The 15,387-nt window shown below is 67.5% G+C and carries 10 protein-coding genes and 2 pseudogenes; 5 read left to right on the top strand and 7 right to left on the bottom strand.

Going from position 1 to position 15,387, the window contains the following annotated elements; all coding sequences use genetic code 11:
• Window positions 1-67: 67 nt before the first annotated feature.
• Both ABD466_RS08880 and ABD466_RS08875 read left to right on the top strand, forming a co-directional pair.
• Window positions 68-205: pseudogene (locus ABD466_RS08880) on the top strand (RICIN domain-containing protein); the annotation flags it as partial.
• An 88-nt stretch (window positions 206-293) separates the two neighbouring features.
• Window positions 294-1,355, top strand: coding sequence for a helix-turn-helix domain-containing protein (locus tag ABD466_RS08875; protein WP_344656477.1), 1,062 nt, complete (start codon window positions 294-296; stop codon window positions 1,353-1,355).
• A 130-nt stretch (window positions 1,356-1,485) separates the two neighbouring features.
• On the opposite strand, the gene ABD466_RS08870 is transcribed toward ABD466_RS08875, so the two are convergent.
• From ABD466_RS08870 to ABD466_RS08850, 5 genes are all read right to left on the bottom strand, one after another.
• A complete protein-coding gene (locus ABD466_RS08870; RefSeq protein ID WP_344656476.1) occupies window positions 1,486-2,007 on the bottom strand; it encodes an RICIN domain-containing protein in 522 nt (173 codons plus the stop codon).
• An 11-nt stretch (window positions 2,008-2,018) separates the two neighbouring features.
• A complete protein-coding gene (locus ABD466_RS08865) occupies window positions 2,019-2,402 on the bottom strand; it encodes a peptidoglycan-binding domain-containing protein (protein WP_344656475.1) in 384 nt (127 codons plus the stop codon).
• A gap of 247 nt (window positions 2,403-2,649) precedes the next feature.
• The gene (locus ABD466_RS08860; protein ID WP_344656528.1) at window positions 2,650-3,393 is read right to left on the bottom strand and encodes a tyrosine-type recombinase/integrase; all 744 of its coding nucleotides are present in this window, start codon (window positions 3,391-3,393) and stop codon (window positions 2,650-2,652) included.
• Window positions 3,350-3,715, bottom strand: coding sequence for a site-specific integrase (locus tag ABD466_RS08855; protein WP_344656474.1), 366 nt, complete (start codon window positions 3,713-3,715; stop codon window positions 3,350-3,352). Before ABD466_RS08855 ends, ABD466_RS08860 begins: the two co-directional genes overlap by 44 nt.
• Window positions 3,716-3,873: 158 nt before the next feature.
• Window positions 3,874-6,693, bottom strand: coding sequence for a tetratricopeptide repeat protein (locus tag ABD466_RS08850; RefSeq protein ID WP_344656473.1), 2,820 nt, complete (start codon window positions 6,691-6,693; stop codon window positions 3,874-3,876).
• Window positions 6,694-7,022: 329 nt separating this feature from the next.
• On the opposite strand from ABD466_RS08850, the gene ABD466_RS08845 reads away from it, so the two are divergent.
• Together ABD466_RS08845 and ABD466_RS08840 are read left to right on the top strand one after the other, a co-directional pair.
• On the top strand, window positions 7,023-8,741 hold the full coding sequence (locus ABD466_RS08845) for an AfsR/SARP family transcriptional regulator (protein ID WP_344656472.1): 1,719 nt from the start codon (window positions 7,023-7,025) through the stop codon (window positions 8,739-8,741).
• 226 nt (window positions 8,742-8,967) lie between these two features.
• Window positions 8,968-9,252: pseudogene (locus tag ABD466_RS08840) on the top strand (TetR/AcrR family transcriptional regulator); the annotation flags it as partial.
• Window positions 9,253-9,432: 180 nt separating this feature from the next.
• Here ABD466_RS08840 and ABD466_RS08835 read toward each other — a convergent pair.
• Together ABD466_RS08835 and ABD466_RS08830 are read right to left on the bottom strand one after the other, a co-directional pair.
• Window positions 9,433-12,258 (bottom strand): PKD domain-containing protein, encoded by a 2,826-nt coding sequence (locus ABD466_RS08835; RefSeq protein WP_344656471.1) that lies wholly within the window; start codon window positions 12,256-12,258, stop codon window positions 9,433-9,435.
• Window positions 12,259-12,512: 254 nt separating this feature from the next.
• Window positions 12,513-14,228 carry an AfsR/SARP family transcriptional regulator gene (locus tag ABD466_RS08830; RefSeq protein WP_344656470.1) on the bottom strand — a complete coding sequence of 572 codons (1,716 nt, stop codon included), beginning with the start codon at window positions 14,226-14,228 and terminating at the stop codon, window positions 12,513-12,515.
• A gap of 207 nt (window positions 14,229-14,435) precedes the next feature.
• On the opposite strand from ABD466_RS08830, the gene ABD466_RS08825 reads away from it, so the two are divergent.
• Window positions 14,436-15,377, top strand: coding sequence for a ParB/RepB/Spo0J family partition protein (locus tag ABD466_RS08825; RefSeq protein ID WP_344656469.1), 942 nt, complete (start codon window positions 14,436-14,438; stop codon window positions 15,375-15,377).
• The last annotated feature ends 10 nt before the right edge of the window (window positions 15,378-15,387 follow it).

The raw sequence follows: 15,387 nt of genomic DNA, 5'->3' as shown, positions 1-15,387 counted from the left end.
CAAGGCCTGGGTGGACTCCGGATTCAAGGATGATGTCGCGATTCACGGGGCGCTGCTTGGCATCGACGTGAACAGCAACGGCACAGTCACCGGGGTCCAGTCCGGACTCCGCCTGGACGTGACCGGAGCCAGTACGGCCAGCGGCGCCCTGGTGGAGCTGTGGACCTGCAACGACCAGAGCAGCCAGCAGTGGAAGCTCGGGTGATCGTGGCGGACTTCGCCCGCTGAGACACGACGTCGGGCCGGCGCGCTCCCGCGGGTCGGTCCGACGGCTGTCGTCAGCGGGTACGGTCATGCTGTGGCAGCCGGAGGTTTGCTCCGCTGGATGCCCAGATATGGTTGTATGGGATACAACGTTCTCGCACGGCGGGTCGGAGCACGGGGTCGGGGGACCGATGATCACACTGTCCACGGACGGTCTGCCGTTCGACGAGCGCTTCGGCTGGTACCGCGAGCTGGTGAATCACAGCTACGCGCCGTCACGTCTCACCTGCGATGAACCGGACCGGTTCCGGATGTCGGCGACACAGGTGGCCGTCGCCGACGTCGAGGTCAACGCGGTGGCCCTCACCCCGGTTCGCTCCGGGCGCACTGCCGCGCTGATCAGGCGGTCCGATCCCGAATGTCTCGTGATCGCCACCGTGCTCGGAGGCACCTTCGGGATCGCCCGCGCAGGGGGTGCGGAAGCCCTGGCGAGGCGAGGCGACATCGTGGTCTACGACACTTCCCGTCCTTACGCCGCCGCGACGACCGGGGATGCCGAAATGATCGTCACGATGGTGCCGCGCGCCTCGATTCGGCTCAACGGCCTGGATCGCCTGCTCGGCCGGCGTCTCCCGGCGAACGACGCCGCCGCCGCCGTGCTCAGGTCGTATCTGCAGGGGCTCGTCGACCACGCGGCCGGCTGGCAGCCGGCAGACGGCCCCCGGCTGGCCGGCGCCGTTCAGGACCTGACCTCGGTGTTCCTGGCCCGCAGCTTGGGGACCGAGCGGCAACTGCCGTCGGAATCCCGGACGCAGGCGTTGATCGGCCGCATCTATCGCTACGTCGAACATCACATCGCCGATCCGTGGCTGGGCCCGCGCCGGATCGCCGCGGCCCACCACATCTCGGTCCGCTATCTGCACCGGATCTTCGAGTCACAGGGCATCACGGTCCACGCCTACGTCAGGGAACGGCGTCTGGAACTGTCCTGCCGCGACTTGCTGGATCCGGGGCTGCCGGTTGCTGCGATCGCCGCCCGGCATGGGTTCGCCAGCGCTTCCAGCTTCACCCGGGTCTTCCGGACCGCCTACGGCATGACGCCCAGCGAGTACCGGGATCGCCGGCCTCGGCACAGCTTGACGAGCGGCTGATCCACCCCGGCAGAACGCGGACCTCCGGCCGGATCACCTCACCGCGGACTGATCGGCGGGGGTTGATTCGACCGGAAGTCGCGGGCGCTCGGCAGAGTGCTCTTACGGACAGCGCTGCCACCGAATGGCGCTACTGCCAGCTTGTGGCGTCACCCTGCTGGTTGAGGTACACGCTGTCGCCGGCGTGGCCATCACTGTTGACCGAGAACTGTGCATCCTCCGTGCCGATGTTGTAGTAGCCACCGCTGCCGGTGACGCTGAACCTCTGGGCACCGGTGCCGTTGCAGGAGAAGACCCACAGACTCTGGCCCTGTGTGTAGTTGCTGTACGGCACGTCCAGGCACAGGCCCAGGTTGTACGACGGGTGGAAGTACCAGCCGCCCTCCCGGGCACGCTCCAGGCACCAGTGCTGGTTGGCATGGCCGTTGTAGTACCAGGTGACGACGCGGGTGCCGGAGCCTCCGCTGCCGGAGACGTCAAGGTACAGGCTTCCGTTGCGCCAGGTGTCGTTCTGCTCGCAGCGGTAATCGGCCGGGGACGCCGGAGCCGCGGACGCCGGAGCCGCCGCGGCCAGCCCGAGACCGGTGATCGACGTCGTCGTCAGCACCGCCGCCAGCGCCCAGCGGGGCAGTTTCCTGTCAGAAGAAATCATGTCATCCCTTGTCAGTTGGTGTAGCCGCGGAGGTAGCTCCACGTGCACGAGCCGACGATGCCGTCCACGCCGCCACACAGGTGGTGGTGGCTCTGCAGCCACTCGACGGCGGTGAAGGTCTTGGACCCGAAGCTGCCGTCCACTGACAGCCAGTTGGGATAGTCGGTGTCCCGATTGATGAGGTCCTGAATCTCCATGACGGCGGCGGTGTTGCCGCTCCACTCCGCGATGGTGTCGCTGCCGGCGTAGTAGCCGCAGTACTCTCCGATGAGTTCCGCGTGCCCGCAGGGATTCGCCGAAGTGGCGGCCGCTTGTGCTGGGACAACGGCGAGCATGAACAGCAGACTGGCCGAGACGGCGACAGCGCTTGCCGCTGCCGCAAGACGCTTGTGCATGAGGCTCCCTCGCTGGTGGCAGACCGTACGATTTCGATCCTCGCGGAGCAATCCAGGGCCCGCCTTCACAGGCAGTGCACAGTGGTGTTCCGTGAGCGCACTGCGCCCCTCACGCGCTGGTGGCCATCGCGGTTGCGCGGCGCTTCGCGGGTCAACAGCCGCGAACCGCGCAGACGGCGCTTCACGCGACTTCTAATCCGATGGTCGCAGGTTCGAATCCTGCCGGGGGCACCTTCTGACCAGGCCTTTAGCCGCCTAGTCGTGAATGACAATCGCTATGTGCGACGCCTGAGCACCCGCTGGGCCACCTCACCAACCCCACACACCCCACCGGCACCACACCCGTGCCATATCTTCTGCATTTTCGTCGGCGTTGCTCGAAACCGGCCTGATCAGCGCCAGCAGGCATGCCTTCAGCCGGCCCCGAACGCGCCGCTTTTCCGGTTGTCCCAGCAGGCTGTCTCAGGCGGCCACCTTTCCCCGCCGCTACCGAGCCGATCTCCGACCGGCCAGAGCTCTTCATCGACGTGGACGGGCCAGATGGCATCGGCCGGCGAGAACCGCGTCGATGCTTGCCGCGCCCGGACGGATCCGGCGGGCTCGGCTTCCTTCTCGTCACATGCTTCGACCCCGGAGCTCGCCGGCCAGCCTCAGCTACCAGCCGCGCTGTGGCTTCCGCCGCCTTCATCGCCAACGCCGACAGCACGCTCACATACGTGTCAGCGGTGAGCACAATCGAGGAGTGCCCCAATTGGTCTGAGACCACCTTCAGGTCCACGCCGGCCTGCAGCGCCAACGACGCCGCGCCATGGCGCAGGTCGTGCAGCCGGATCGGCGGTAACCCGTGCTCAGCGGTCAGTTTCACCAAGCGTCGGTACAAATACTCCGAGGCCAGCGGCTGGCCATCGGCCCTAGTGAACACGAACTCAGACGGCACCACACTGCGGTCACGGCATTCCGCGTCCTGACATCGGCGATGCGTCTTCAACACCTTCACCGTCGTCGGATCCAGCGCCACCGCCCGCACCCTCGTCGGGCGTCTTCGGATCACCCTGCACAATCTCGCCGTCCCGCCGCTGCACCTGACGCGTGATAAAACACAAGCCGCGGTCCAGGTCCAGATCGCACCACCGCAGACCAGCGGCTTCACCTCGGCACAGGCCGCGCAGCGCGATCAGATGGAAGGCCGCATACATCCGGTCCTCTGCGACCGCGGCCAGGAACGTCGCAGTTTGAGTCGCCGTCCACACCGCGACCGAGGGCCGCTCACCGGTAGCCTTCCAATGCGCGATCAGGTCCTCGGTCCAGACCACCGCCCGCGGACGATGCCGCCGTGGCACCAAGTCACCGGAATGTGTGACGGCGAAACTTCTACCAATCGGCGAAACCCGCGCGAGCCAGCCGTCTGGCCGAGCCCAACGACGGACTCAGTCATCAACTTTCGGTTCAACATATCAGGCTTTGTGTCGTGCTACGGGGAGGAACGCTGGCTCTTGGGCAAGTCAGCAAGGCGAGTTTGGAGGCGGGTTACGTCCGCGCTCATGCCGAGACGCTGGTATATCTCGAGAGCCTCGCGCAGGTGTGTTGTGCCCTGGAGAGTTTCACCGGCTGTGAGATGGTGGTCGGCGATGCCTTCGAGGGAGATTGCTTCGTCGTCGGGTTTGTCGAATTCCCGGTTCATGGCCAGTGCCTGCTGGTAGAGGGCCAGGGCCCGGGAGCGGTCGCCGGTTGCGGATATGGCGGCGGCATAGTGGTTCGTCGCCCAGGCCTCACCGCTGCGGCTGCCGATTTCGCGGTAGATCTCCAGGGCACGGGTGAGGGCGTCGACGGACCCGGGATGGTGCCCGGTCTGCAGCCGCACGCGCCCCAGTTCGGTCAGGGCCGTGGCTTCACCGTTCCGGTGACCGATCTCGTGGAAGATCTCCAGAGCCTTGGTGAAGGTGCCGGTGGCTCCGGGGAAGTCCCCGGTCAGGAACTGCACACGCCCCAGCTCTGCCATGACGAAGGCCTCGCCGTTGCGGCCGCCAGTCTCACGGAAGATATCCAGGGCCCGGGTGAGAGTGTCATCGGCTCTGGGAAGGTCCCCGGTCAGGAACTGTACGCGTCCCAGTTCGAACAGGGCGTGGGCCTCGCCGCCGCGGTGGCCGAGGTCGCGGTAGATCTCCAGGGCCCGGGTGAGGACGTCGCCGGCCCCGGAGAAGTCCCCGATCTGTAGCCGTACCCGCCCGAGTGCGGTCAGGGCGTATGCCTCGCCGCTGTGGCTGCCGATCTCGCGGAAGATCCGCAGGGCCCCGGTCAGGGCGTCCGTAGCTCCGGGTTGGTCCCCGATCTGATACCGCGCGCGCCCCAGAGCGGACAGGGCGTGGGCTTCGCCGTTGCGGCTGTCGATCTCGCGGAAAATCTCCAGGGCCCGGGTGAGAGTGTCGACGGCCCCGAGGTAGTTCCCGATCTGCATCTGCACGCGTCCCAGGTCGGTGAGGGCGTGTGCTTCGCCGAGGCGGTTGCCGATGTCCCGCTGGACCTCCACGGCCCGAATGAGGGGTTCACCGGCGCTTTCGTAGTTCCCGGTCTGGTACCTCACGCGTCCCAGGTCGGTCAGCGCGGTGGCGTGGGCGGCGGGCCAGCCCCGGCGTTCGGCGGTCTCGGCCGCGATGCGGTGGACGTCCATGGCGCGGGACCAGGGGCCGTCGGTGTGGAGGATGTCGGCGAGCCCGGCGGCGAGGGCGACGGTACGGCCGTCGAGGCGGTGGGTGTGGGCGTGGGTGAAGGCGGCGTCGAGGTTCGGCTGTTCGGCGCGCAGCCAGGCACGGGCGGCGTCCGGATCGCCGAGGTCGGGCGCGTGGGCGGGGTTGGGTCCGGTCGGTTCGGGGCGCGGATAGCGGGCGATGGCATGGGAGACGGTCTGGGCGGTGTGCGCGTAGTAGTGCAGCAGGCAGTCGAGTGCGTGGTCGCGCACGGACCCGGGGTCCAGGGCCATGGCCTGGGTGTGGGCGTAGGCGCGGACCAGGTCGTGCATCCGGTACCGGCCCGGGGCCGGTTCGGCCAGCAGATGATGGTCGACCAGGCCCTGCAGGAGCCGCTCGGCCCGCGCCGGGGCGGTGCCCAGCAAGGCGGCGGCTGCGTAGGCGTCGATGTCGGGCCCGGGAGCCAGGCCCAGGCGGCGCAGCAGGTCTTGCTGGTCGCCGGCGAGGCTCTGATACGACAGGTCGAACATCGCCGACATGTCCCGCTCGCCGTCGGTGAACGAGCCCAGGTCCAGCGGCGCCGCACGCAGCTTGTCGGCCAGATGCCCCAGCGTCCAGGCAGGGCGGTGGCGGATCAGGGCCGCGGCGATGCGCAGGGCCAGCGGGAGGCATCCGCACAACTGGGCGATCTGCTGCCACCCCGGGTCATCGGCCGGTGCGCGGGTGGGCTCGACCAGGGCGCGTAGCACAGCGACTGCGTCGGTTTCCGGGAGCACGTCCAAGGCGACGGTACGGGCCTCGTCCAGGCCTTTGAGGCGTTTGCGGCTGGTGATCAGGACCAGGCATTCGCTGTTTCCTGGAATCAGAGGCCGTATCTGTGCTTCCGTGGCGGCGTTGTCCAGCAGAACCAGGGTTCTGGTGCCGGCCAGGCGTTCCCGGTAGAACGTGGCCCGGGCATCCAGTTCCGCGGGTATTTTTCCAGGCGGAACGCCAAGCGATGTCAGGAGGAGGTCCAGGGCGCCGGCGGGATCGCGCGGGGCCATGCCCTGGGTGTAGCCATGCAGGTCGAGGAACAACTGACCGTCCGGGAACCGGTCTGACAACAGGTGGGCGGCGCGTATGGCCAGGGCGGACTTGCCGACCCCGGCCATTCCGTCGATTGCCGAAATCACCACCGACCCGCAGTCCGGGATTTCGCCGGTCGCGCCGAGAATGGCGCGCAGCTCTGAGGCTCGGCCAGTGAACGTGGCCAGGTCCGCGGGCAACTGGCGGGGCACCCGCCCCGAGCCCCTGTCCTTGCCGTCGGCGTGCAGCGCTACGCATGCGGCCCGCCATCGGGCTACTGCTGGCGCGTCCAGCCCCAATGCACGGACGATCGCCACCACCAGATCGAGCTTCAAGCGACGCCGTCGGGGTTGGAAGAGATCGGTGAGTGTGGACTGCGAGACCGTCTGAGGCGGCACCAGCAGTGGACCGACGCGCTTGGCCAGCGTGCGGTACGACGGCGAGCCGGCCCATCGACGCAGTTGTTCGAGGAGCTCGATGAACTCGGCCAGGCTTCCCGCCTGTTCTGGGTCCGGCTGTATGCCGTTCCGAAGATCAACCATGCCCGCCTCACCCCCGCTGTTGATCACCTTGGCCAGATTGTAGGTGCCCGGACTTGCCCGGAAAACCTAGTCACCGCATCCCGCGCGCGGCGACGCTGAGACAGCAAGCGAATTCACCACTGTCGGGCGAGTCAATGGGCTTACGCCAGCTGACCGTGCTGGCCAGGGCGCTGGCGTGGCTGGGTTTACTGTGTTCGCGCTGGTGACGGGGCGGCTGTCTGCGGCCTTGATCGTCTGTCGGCGGGCCGTTCATCGGCCGCGCAATCTGATCGCCTGGTGTCGGCTCTCGGCCGCTCGACGATCCGGCTCTGTTTTGGGGAAAGCAACAAATGTCCGACGATCACCCTTCCTTCGGTCTCCTGGGGCCCCTGTCCGTCCGCGACGAGGCCGGCGCACACCCGATCCGTTCCTCGTACCAGCGGATCCTGCTCGCGGCCCTCCTGCTGCACGCCGACCGCCTGGTTTCGGTTGAGGAACTTGTCGCTCTGATCTGGGATGATGAGCCACCGGAGCGGCCTCGGCAGGCCCTGCAGAACCATGTGATGCGGATGCGGCAGCTGCTCGGTCCCCGGCTCGCCGAGCGCCTGCTCACGCTGCCCACCGGCTACCTCTTCCATTCCGAGGACGCCGAACTCGACATCCGCCGGTTCACCGAGGCGCGCATAGCCGGCCAGACCGCGGCCGCCGTCGGCGCCTGGGAGGATGCTCGGGACCAGCTCCATACCGCGCTGAGCCTGTGGCGAGGCGAGCCCTTGTCCGACATCGCGTCGACGAGACTACAGTCAGAGCACTGTGAGGCTCTGCGCCAGGAGCACCTGACAGTGCGGGAGCTCTGCGTCGACGCGGACATCAACCTGCAAAACTACACCGGGGCCGTTAAGGAACTCCGCGCTCTGACGATTGCGCATCCCTGGCGAGAGTCCCTGCACGCCAAGCTGATGATCGCGCTCTACGGCGCGGGGCGGCAGGCTGAGGCCCTGGCGGCCTTCCGTGACTTCCGCAGGAACCTTATTGAGGAACTCGGCATCGAGCCCGGTACCGAACTTCAGCTACTGCACCAGCGCATACTCGCGCAGGAACCTGTCCGATCGCTCTTGGACCGCGACGGGGAGCAGACCTTAGCAGCCGTGCAACCCGGCCCGGAAGGCCCGGTCGAGCTTCAGCTGTTTCCTGGGGCGTCAGCGGTCGAGCCGCGCCTCACAGCCGATCCACCGCAGAGGCGCGCGGCATCGGTATCGGGTCGCCAGCGCCACGAGCTCCGGCGCCGTCTCCCAGTTGGGGTCTACCTGGCCGTACTCGCCGCCTTCGTGGCCGGGGTTGCAGTGGGTCAACCGCTGTACGGACGCCCTGTGCACGATCAGGCCATCAGCGTGGAGGACCCCGAACCCGCCGTCGTGAAAGCGGGGCCCGATGGCGGGGGCGGGGTCAGATACGTGACACGTGTCGGCAGCGACAAGCAGATCATGTACACCACCAGTATCGAGGTACCGGTCGTGAACGAGGTGCCGGAAGGAGATGTCGTAGTCGTCTCCCTCGGCCTTACCGCCACCACCGACGGCCCGGTGACGGTGAAGGACACCGCAGGCAACACCTACACCAGGGTCGGCGACGTCATTGACGCCTACTGGCATCGTGCCGTGATCTACGCGGCATTCCATGCGCGGTCCTTGAAGACCGTCGACCGCGTCATCATCTCCTATCCACAGTCCAGCAAGTACCACATCGCCATAGACGCGTTCAGTGGTCTGTCTCGCGCCTCGGCCAGCGTCGCCGCCCCCAACACGTACGAGCACAACTCGGGATCGTTCACCACCAGCAGCACGCCTCTGTCCTGCGAGCCCGGCGACCTCCTGCTGGCCGTCGTCGCGACGAACTCCGGGCCGCCGCCGGTGCTGGCCCACGGATGGCAGACGCTGCCGCCGCTCAAGCTGTCGTCCTACCGGCTCACCACGGTGTTCCGCTACGTGACCGAGAGCGGGAAATGCGCGGTCACCGGAACGAATTCCACGGCGCAATGGGCGGCGACCGCCGTGGTGCTCCACCGCTGACGAACACTTCACCCGCCCGCATATCCGGCACCGCATCACGTGAAGGAGACCCAGTGGGGACAAGCCGCCGTCCCGATCATCGCACTCTCGGCAGGCGAACGGCTCGCGCAACCGCTCCGCTCCTGGCCGCAGCAATGGCTGGGGCCATCGCTGCGGCCAGCGCGCACGCCGTCACGACGACGATCTACGTGGGTGCGAGCGGCTGTTCAGACTCCGGTCCGGAACTCGACTCCAGGCCTACCTGGAGCTGCAAGCCGAGGCGCTGCGCCGCCCATGGCTTGCCGCCGTCCTGGACCCGATCGCAGCCTCCGGCCTGCCCGCGTTCGAGGCGGCGCAGCGCACAGCCGGCCTGCCGGTCACCCCGGCCCGCGCAGCCGTCGTGACGCTCGCGCTGCAAGCCGCGATCCCACAGCTCCTAGTCGCCGGCCCGGAAACCCTCGCAGCCACCGGCTTGACCGATATCGACGCATTCGTGCGCGGACTCCTCGACGCCGTCTACGACGACCGGTAAAGCTGCGTCTTCGCCACCCGGAGCGGTGGTATTGACATACTTGGTGTCCAGACCTGTGCTGCTACGCGTTGCGCAGGTTCGGTTCGCGAATGGCTCGCGCAACCTGGCCGTCGCCGCCACCCGATGAGAAGAAGACTGGTCGTGACGGTTCGGCCGAGTGGGTCGGTAACCGTCGGTTTTCTATTTGAACGCGACCAGAGAAGCTCCCCACTGGGCGGTCGTGGCTCCCGCTGCGTTGAAGCTTCCCGGCCCCACCACCCGGTACGCGCTGGTGACTCGATAGCTCGACAACGTCAGCGAGGCGAGCTGGTTCCACCCGGCGCCGGCATCGAAGGTCGGTGCGGTTCCGGAGTTGGTGCCGATGGCGCTGAACAACAGCTCGCCGACTGCTCCGGTAGTGACGGCGGGGGTGGAGAAGGTGGTGCCGCCGGCAGGGCCGGTGGCGGCGCTCTGTGCGTCGACTGCGCCGATTCCTGTGAACTCGTCGACGGAGATATTGTGCTTGCTGGCGCTCGGCCAGGTCAGGCTGATGCTGTCAGTCGTAGCGAGCGCTGCGGTGTCGAATGCAGCCAGGACGGCGGTGCAGTGATTGCTTGCGTCCATGACAGCTGAGACCAGGGTGTATGTGTTGTGCCCGGTGTCGCTGGCGCCGATGCCGGACGCTGCGCTGCAGCCCGTGGTGCTCGTCAGATACATCGAAACGATCAACGCGTCGCCGGAGCGGGTCGCGGTACCGACCTTGATCGTGGTGCCGGCGTTGGCGACGACCAGCGCCTCGGCGGCCGGACGCCCGATGTACGAGATCTGCGTCGCCGGGGCCGCGGTGACGGTCTTGGTGGCCTGCGAGGTCGAGCCGTCCGCGGCCGTGACGGTCAGCGTCACGGTGTAGGTGCCCGCTTGGTAGGCATGGGTCGCGGTCCTGGTCGTCTGGACCGGCGAGCCATCACCGAAGTCGATGCTGTATCCGGTGATCGCGGCGGTTCCGGCTGCGGATCCGCTGCCGTCGGCCACGACGGTCAGCGGTGCCGTACCGGTGCTCGGCGTGAGCGACAGCACCGCTGTCGGCGCGACGCTGCTTGACGCCGTCACCTGCTGGGTGACCGGCGCCGATGCCAGGCCGTTCACGTCCGTAACGATCAGCGTGACCGGATATGTGCCGCCCACAGCGTAGGTGTGCGACGTGGACGTGGTCGGCGCGTTGACGGTGACCGGTCCGGTGTTGTCGCCGAAGTCGAAGGTGTACGAAGCGATGGCGGCGCTGCCTGCGGTGGACCCACCTCCGTCGGCGGTGACGGCCAGTGGCGCGGACCCCGAAGCGGTGGAAAGGTGTGCGGTCGCCGCGACCGGCGCTGTAGCGGCCACCACAGCGGTCGTCGTAGCCGTCATACCCGTCGAGTCTGTGACGGTCAGGACGACGGTGAAGCTACCGGTCTTGGCATACGTGTGCTGCACGGACGTAGCCGGCGCGTTGACCTTGACCGGTGCGGTGCCGTCGCCGAAGTCGAAGGTGTAGGACGCGATCGGGTTCGCCCCAGCCGACGAGCCCGTAGCATCCACCGTGACGACGAGCGGGGCTGTGCCCGACGCGGGGCTCACGGCGAGCCGTGCGGACAGGACCGGGTTCGCGGCCGGCTGGAACTCGTACGCCCCGCGGTCGTCGAAGGCTCGCGGTCCGACGCCGCTGTCGGCCACGTTCGGGTCGTCCACCCGCCGATCGCCCTCGGTGTCAGTATTCTGCCAGCCGGTAACGCTGGAGTCGGCCGAGTCGATCGCGGGGGAACCCTCCCTCAGGTGGAAGTCGCCACCGGTAGCGTTGACGAACTCGGGGTCGGCCACCGCATCGTGAGCAGCCTGACCGGAGCCGGAACGAAAAGCCGCCAGCGTGGTGTAAGAGTTCGGGCCCCACTGATAGAGCTGGTCGACGCCGGAAGTGGAGTACACGAGGTTGTAGTCGACTTTGGTGCCCGTGGTGGCCGTGTCGTAGATCCCGATCTCGCCGCCGCGCCCCCTGCCGTCCTTGCCGGCCGGACCGTGGGCACAGTTGGTGTTGATCGCGTTGTCCATGGAGATGTTGTTCTCCACGGTGTAGTTGGAGCTGGTGCCCTCGACGTTGATGCCGTCCGTGCAGTTGTTGTAGACCGTGTTGCCCACCAGGGTGTTTCCGGTGACGTTCAGATCGTCGATGCCGTGGTCGCCGTTGTTGTAGGAGACGTTGTTCGCGGCGAGGTTGTTGTCCCCGCCGGCATAGAACTGCAGCCCGGAGTCCTCGTTGTCGTGCAGCACGTTGTCCGTGATGGTGTTGCCCGATGCGGTGACGTCGATGCCGTTGGCGTTACGCTGCCAGCCCTCGGCGTTGAACGACGCCTCATTGCCCGAGATCGTGACCCCGCTGGTGCCGCTGTCGATACGGAACCCGTAGTCGGAGTTGTGGTCCGCCCGGTTCCCTGAGATCTGCGAAGCGGTGACGCCTGAAGTCACCATCCCGGCCGCGGTCTGCCCCTGCGCGGGATGCCCGGAGTAGGTGATGGTGTTGTCGGTGATCGTCAGGTGGTCGGAATTCACGAGGTTGACACCGTCGCCGCTGGTGCCGGTGACGACGAAACCGTCGATGGTGACATAGTGCTGCCCACTGACGTTGAACCCGTGCCCGCCGCCGGTGACCGTGGCAGCACCTCGGGTCGCGGACTGGATGGTGATGGGCGCCCCGCTGGTGCCGGAAGCGGCAACACTGACCTGCTCGTTGTAGGTTCCGGGGTTCACCAGAACGGTGGTGCCGGCCGTCGCGGAGGCCACCGCCTTGGAGATCGTGCAGAACGGCGTCGAAATGCCGCCGGCTCCGGATGCCGTGTCCGAGCAGCCGGCGCCGCCGACATAGAGCGTCGATCCGGTGGCCGCGGCTGCCGTAGCGGCGACGCTCGCGGCGACCAGAGCTGCGACAGTGCCGACTGCCACCGTGCGCGCCAGTCGTGCCGGGAGGCCGGTGAGGCCCAGTTGAGTGTCCCCCATGGGGTTCCTTCCATCCTGGTGGAATCCGCGGAGGACAGGCATTATCCGGTCCGCGGCGGGGTGGACTCGCTCGCTGTTTCCGTCCCCGCGCCGAGGACCACCTGGGTCCGCAGAATGTCGATCTGTGATCGCGACAGGCATGATCGGCGTGCAAGATAATCCGCGAAACCCGTGTTCTACAAGGGGTGTTCGACCTGATGCTCGAACGCCGCAATGCGTCGTGGCGTCGGGGGTTGCCCGCTCTCCGCGACCGCTCAGCGGTGGAAGACGACCGCGATGGCCTCCCACTGGGCGCGGGTCTGCCCGGTCGCCGCACACTTCCCGTCGTCGGTCACGTACTGGAACGCCGTCGTCAGCCGATACGACGACAGCTTGAGGATCGGAAGCGTCTGCCATCCGGCGGAGAACCTCGGCGGCACCCCTGAGGAGTTGGACGCGACGGCGGCCACGAACAAGTCGCCTCGTTTGCAGTTCAGCGGGGTCTTGCTGGTCGTGAACGACGAGGCGTTCTGCTCATAGACGTTCGAGCCGCTGGCACTCGCCCCCACCCCCGTCACGCCCCGGAACTCGTCCACCGCGATGTGGTACTTGCTCGATCTCGGGTAGGTGGCGGTGATGCGGTCCGCGGTCTTCAGGGCCCCCGCCTTGAACGCGGCGTAGATCAGGGTGCGGTGCCAGTAGGCGTCGACGACATCGCCCACCGGGGTGTACACATTTCCGGCGCTGTCGGTCACGGTCACCGCCCCCGCGCTGGTGGACGTCAAGCCCAAGCTCACGATGACGGTGTCGCCCGTGGTGACCGGATTCTCCACAGGAACGTCGACACTTGTCGTCGAGAGGATCTGAGCATCGCTTCCCACCCTCCCGATGAAGCGGACGACCCCGTCCGCCGACGTCTTCTGAACCGGCGGCAGCGGATCTTCGACCCCGATGAGTTCGGCGTCCGGGGCTGCCGGCGGACGCGCTTCGCCTCCGAGGAGCGGACGCCCCAACAGCAGTCCGGCAACGAACGCCGCCGCCATCATGACAGCCGTGGACGGCTTGAACCGGTGATATCCGCCGCCACGCCGCTGGGGGTGGAAAAGCCGACCTCCAGGTTCCACCTGCGGCACCGCCGGCTCGGCTGCCTTGGATCCTGAGCTGTCATCAGGCGTCGTGTCCGCCTCGTTGCCCTGAGGAAGCCGCGACGCCTCGTTGACCCGCTCCAGGAGGGAGGACACAGGATCCTGGCCCAGTATCCTCTGGTGAAGCAACTGCAGATCCGCGTCGGGCTCGATCCCGAGCTCCTCCGTGACCGCGTTCCGGAAGTCGCGGAACACGGAGAGCGCTTCGGCCTGGCGGCCATCGCCGTAAAGCGCGATCATCAGCCTGCCGCGGAGGCGCTCACGCCAGGGATACGCTGCCGTCAGTGCACGCAGCTCTCCGGCCGCGTCGGTGTATCGGCCCAGTTGCAGGCTGGCGTCGATTCGCATTTCGCGGACGAGTAGATGGTGATGGCGCAAGGCATCACAGTGCTCGTCCTGGAGGCTTGGGGACGGAATGTCGATCAGCGGCTCGCCGCGCCACAGATCCAGGGCTGCGTCCAGATGGCTGCGCGCATCCCGCCACTCCCCGACGGCTGCGGCGGCCTGCCCGCGTGCCTGGAGCACCGTGAAGCGGTCGATGTCGAGTTCACCGGCTTCGACATCGAGGACGTAGCCGCTGGGCAGAGTTCGCAAGCGTTCGGCCACTGTGAGCCCGAGAACCTGGCGCACCCGCATCACGTGATTCTGCAAGGCCTGCCGCGGGCGGCCGGGCGCCTGCTCCTCCCAGACGAGTTCGACGAGCTCATCCGTCGAGACGAGGCGGCCCGCGCGCAGAAGCAACGCCGCGATGAGTATCCGCTGATGGGTCGAACGAATAGGACGTTCGCCTTCCCGGTCCCGAATCGACAACGGCCCGAGCAGACCAAAGCTGACGTCGTGAAGCATCGATTCCCCGTAGTGGTCGTGCTGGATGCAGCGGATGTGCAGGTCGGAAGCCCTGTGAGCGAGATGTTAGCCAGCGTTCACGCCCGACGCCAAGACTGTCCACGGCCCTGTGAGTGGTCTGTGACCGGGCTGGGAGCAGCAGCTTTCAGCATGGAGCCCAACGGGTCAGCGGAGCGCGGTGCAATCCGCCTCACTTCTGGAGTTTCCATGTCCTCTTCTGTCGTTCGACTGTCGATTCAGGATCTGCGGGCCGCGGATTCGCCGCGGTTGCGGGGGCTAGACACGGAGCATGTGCGGACGCTGGCCGAAGTGATCGGCTTGCTTCCTCCGATAGCTGTGCACCGCTCGACGCTGATGGTCGTCGACGGGATGCACCGGCTCGCGGCCGCACGCCTGCGGGGTCGATCGGACATCGACGCGGTCCTCGTCGACTGCGCGGTGGACGAGGTCTTCAGGCTGAGCATCGAGGCGAACATCGCAAACGGTAAGCCGCTGAGCCTGGCCGACCGCCGTGCCGCGGCCGCCCGGCTGATGCGAACGCATCCCGAACTGTCCGATCGGTCAATCGCGCGGAGCGTCGGAATGGCCCCGGCCACAGTGGCCTCGATTCGAGCGGCTGTCGAGGGCCCCGGTACGGGCGCGGCCAGGGTCGGCGCCGACGGCCGTATCCGCCCTCGCCTCGCCGCCGAGGGGCGGCTGACCGCGAGCACCATCATCGCCGAGCGTCCGAACGCTTCGCTGCGCACCATCGCCCGCGAGGCCGGTATCTCGGTCAGCACGGCGCTGGATGTTCGCAAGCGCGTGCTGGCCGGAGCCGAACCCGTGCCCACCGGGAGCAGGCCGGTCTCGATGCCGCTCGGGCCTGAGCCCTCCGCTACCGAGGCGGCACGCCGGCCGCAGGTTACCGCCGACCTCGAAAGTCTGATGGGGGCGCTGCGCCGAGACCCCATGCTGCGCTATTCCGACTCCGGCCGAGATCTGCTGCGGTGGCTCGACCAAGGCGTGGCCGTCGCGGGTCAGTGCCAAGACAAAGCCGAGGCGATTCCCGTGCACTGCATCGCTCAGATTTCGCAGCTCCTCAGGCAGTGCACGAAGAACCTGGCGGCGCTTGCGGAAGTGCTCGACGCCAGGCGTGCCAGCGCCGTGTAGGTGCGACAGG

Origin of the sequence: Catenulispora subtropica (assembly GCF_039531675.1) — a bacterium.
In the GTDB taxonomy this organism is placed as follows: Bacteria; Actinomycetota; Actinomycetes; order Streptomycetales; family Catenulisporaceae; genus Catenulispora; species Catenulispora subtropica.
Note: the sequence above shows the minus strand (reverse complement) of the source record. Positions and strands in the feature narration are given on the sequence as shown.

Bases quoted from the DNA above. Each gene is read 5' to 3' on its own strand.
- ABD466_RS08875 (WP_344656477.1), top strand. From the start codon at position 294: ATGCTGTGGCAGCCGGAGGTTTGCTCCGCTGGATGCCCAGATATGGTT.
- ABD466_RS08870 (WP_344656476.1), bottom strand. From the start codon at position 2,007: ATGATTTCTTCTGACAGGAAACTGCCCCGCTGGGCGCTGGCGGCGGTG.
- ABD466_RS08865 (WP_344656475.1), bottom strand. From the start codon at position 2,402: ATGCACAAGCGTCTTGCGGCAGCGGCAAGCGCTGTCGCCGTCTCGGCC.
- ABD466_RS08850 (WP_344656473.1), bottom strand. From the start codon at position 6,693: ATGGTTGATCTTCGGAACGGCATACAGCCGGACCCAGAACAGGCGGGA.
- ABD466_RS08845 (WP_344656472.1), top strand. From the start codon at position 7,023: ATGTCCGACGATCACCCTTCCTTCGGTCTCCTGGGGCCCCTGTCCGTC.
- ABD466_RS08835 (WP_344656471.1), bottom strand. From the start codon at position 12,258: ATGGGGGACACTCAACTGGGCCTCACCGGCCTCCCGGCACGACTGGCG.
- ABD466_RS08830 (WP_344656470.1), bottom strand. From the start codon at position 14,228: ATGCTTCACGACGTCAGCTTTGGTCTGCTCGGGCCGTTGTCGATTCGG.
- ABD466_RS08825 (WP_344656469.1), top strand. From the start codon at position 14,436: ATGTCCTCTTCTGTCGTTCGACTGTCGATTCAGGATCTGCGGGCCGCG.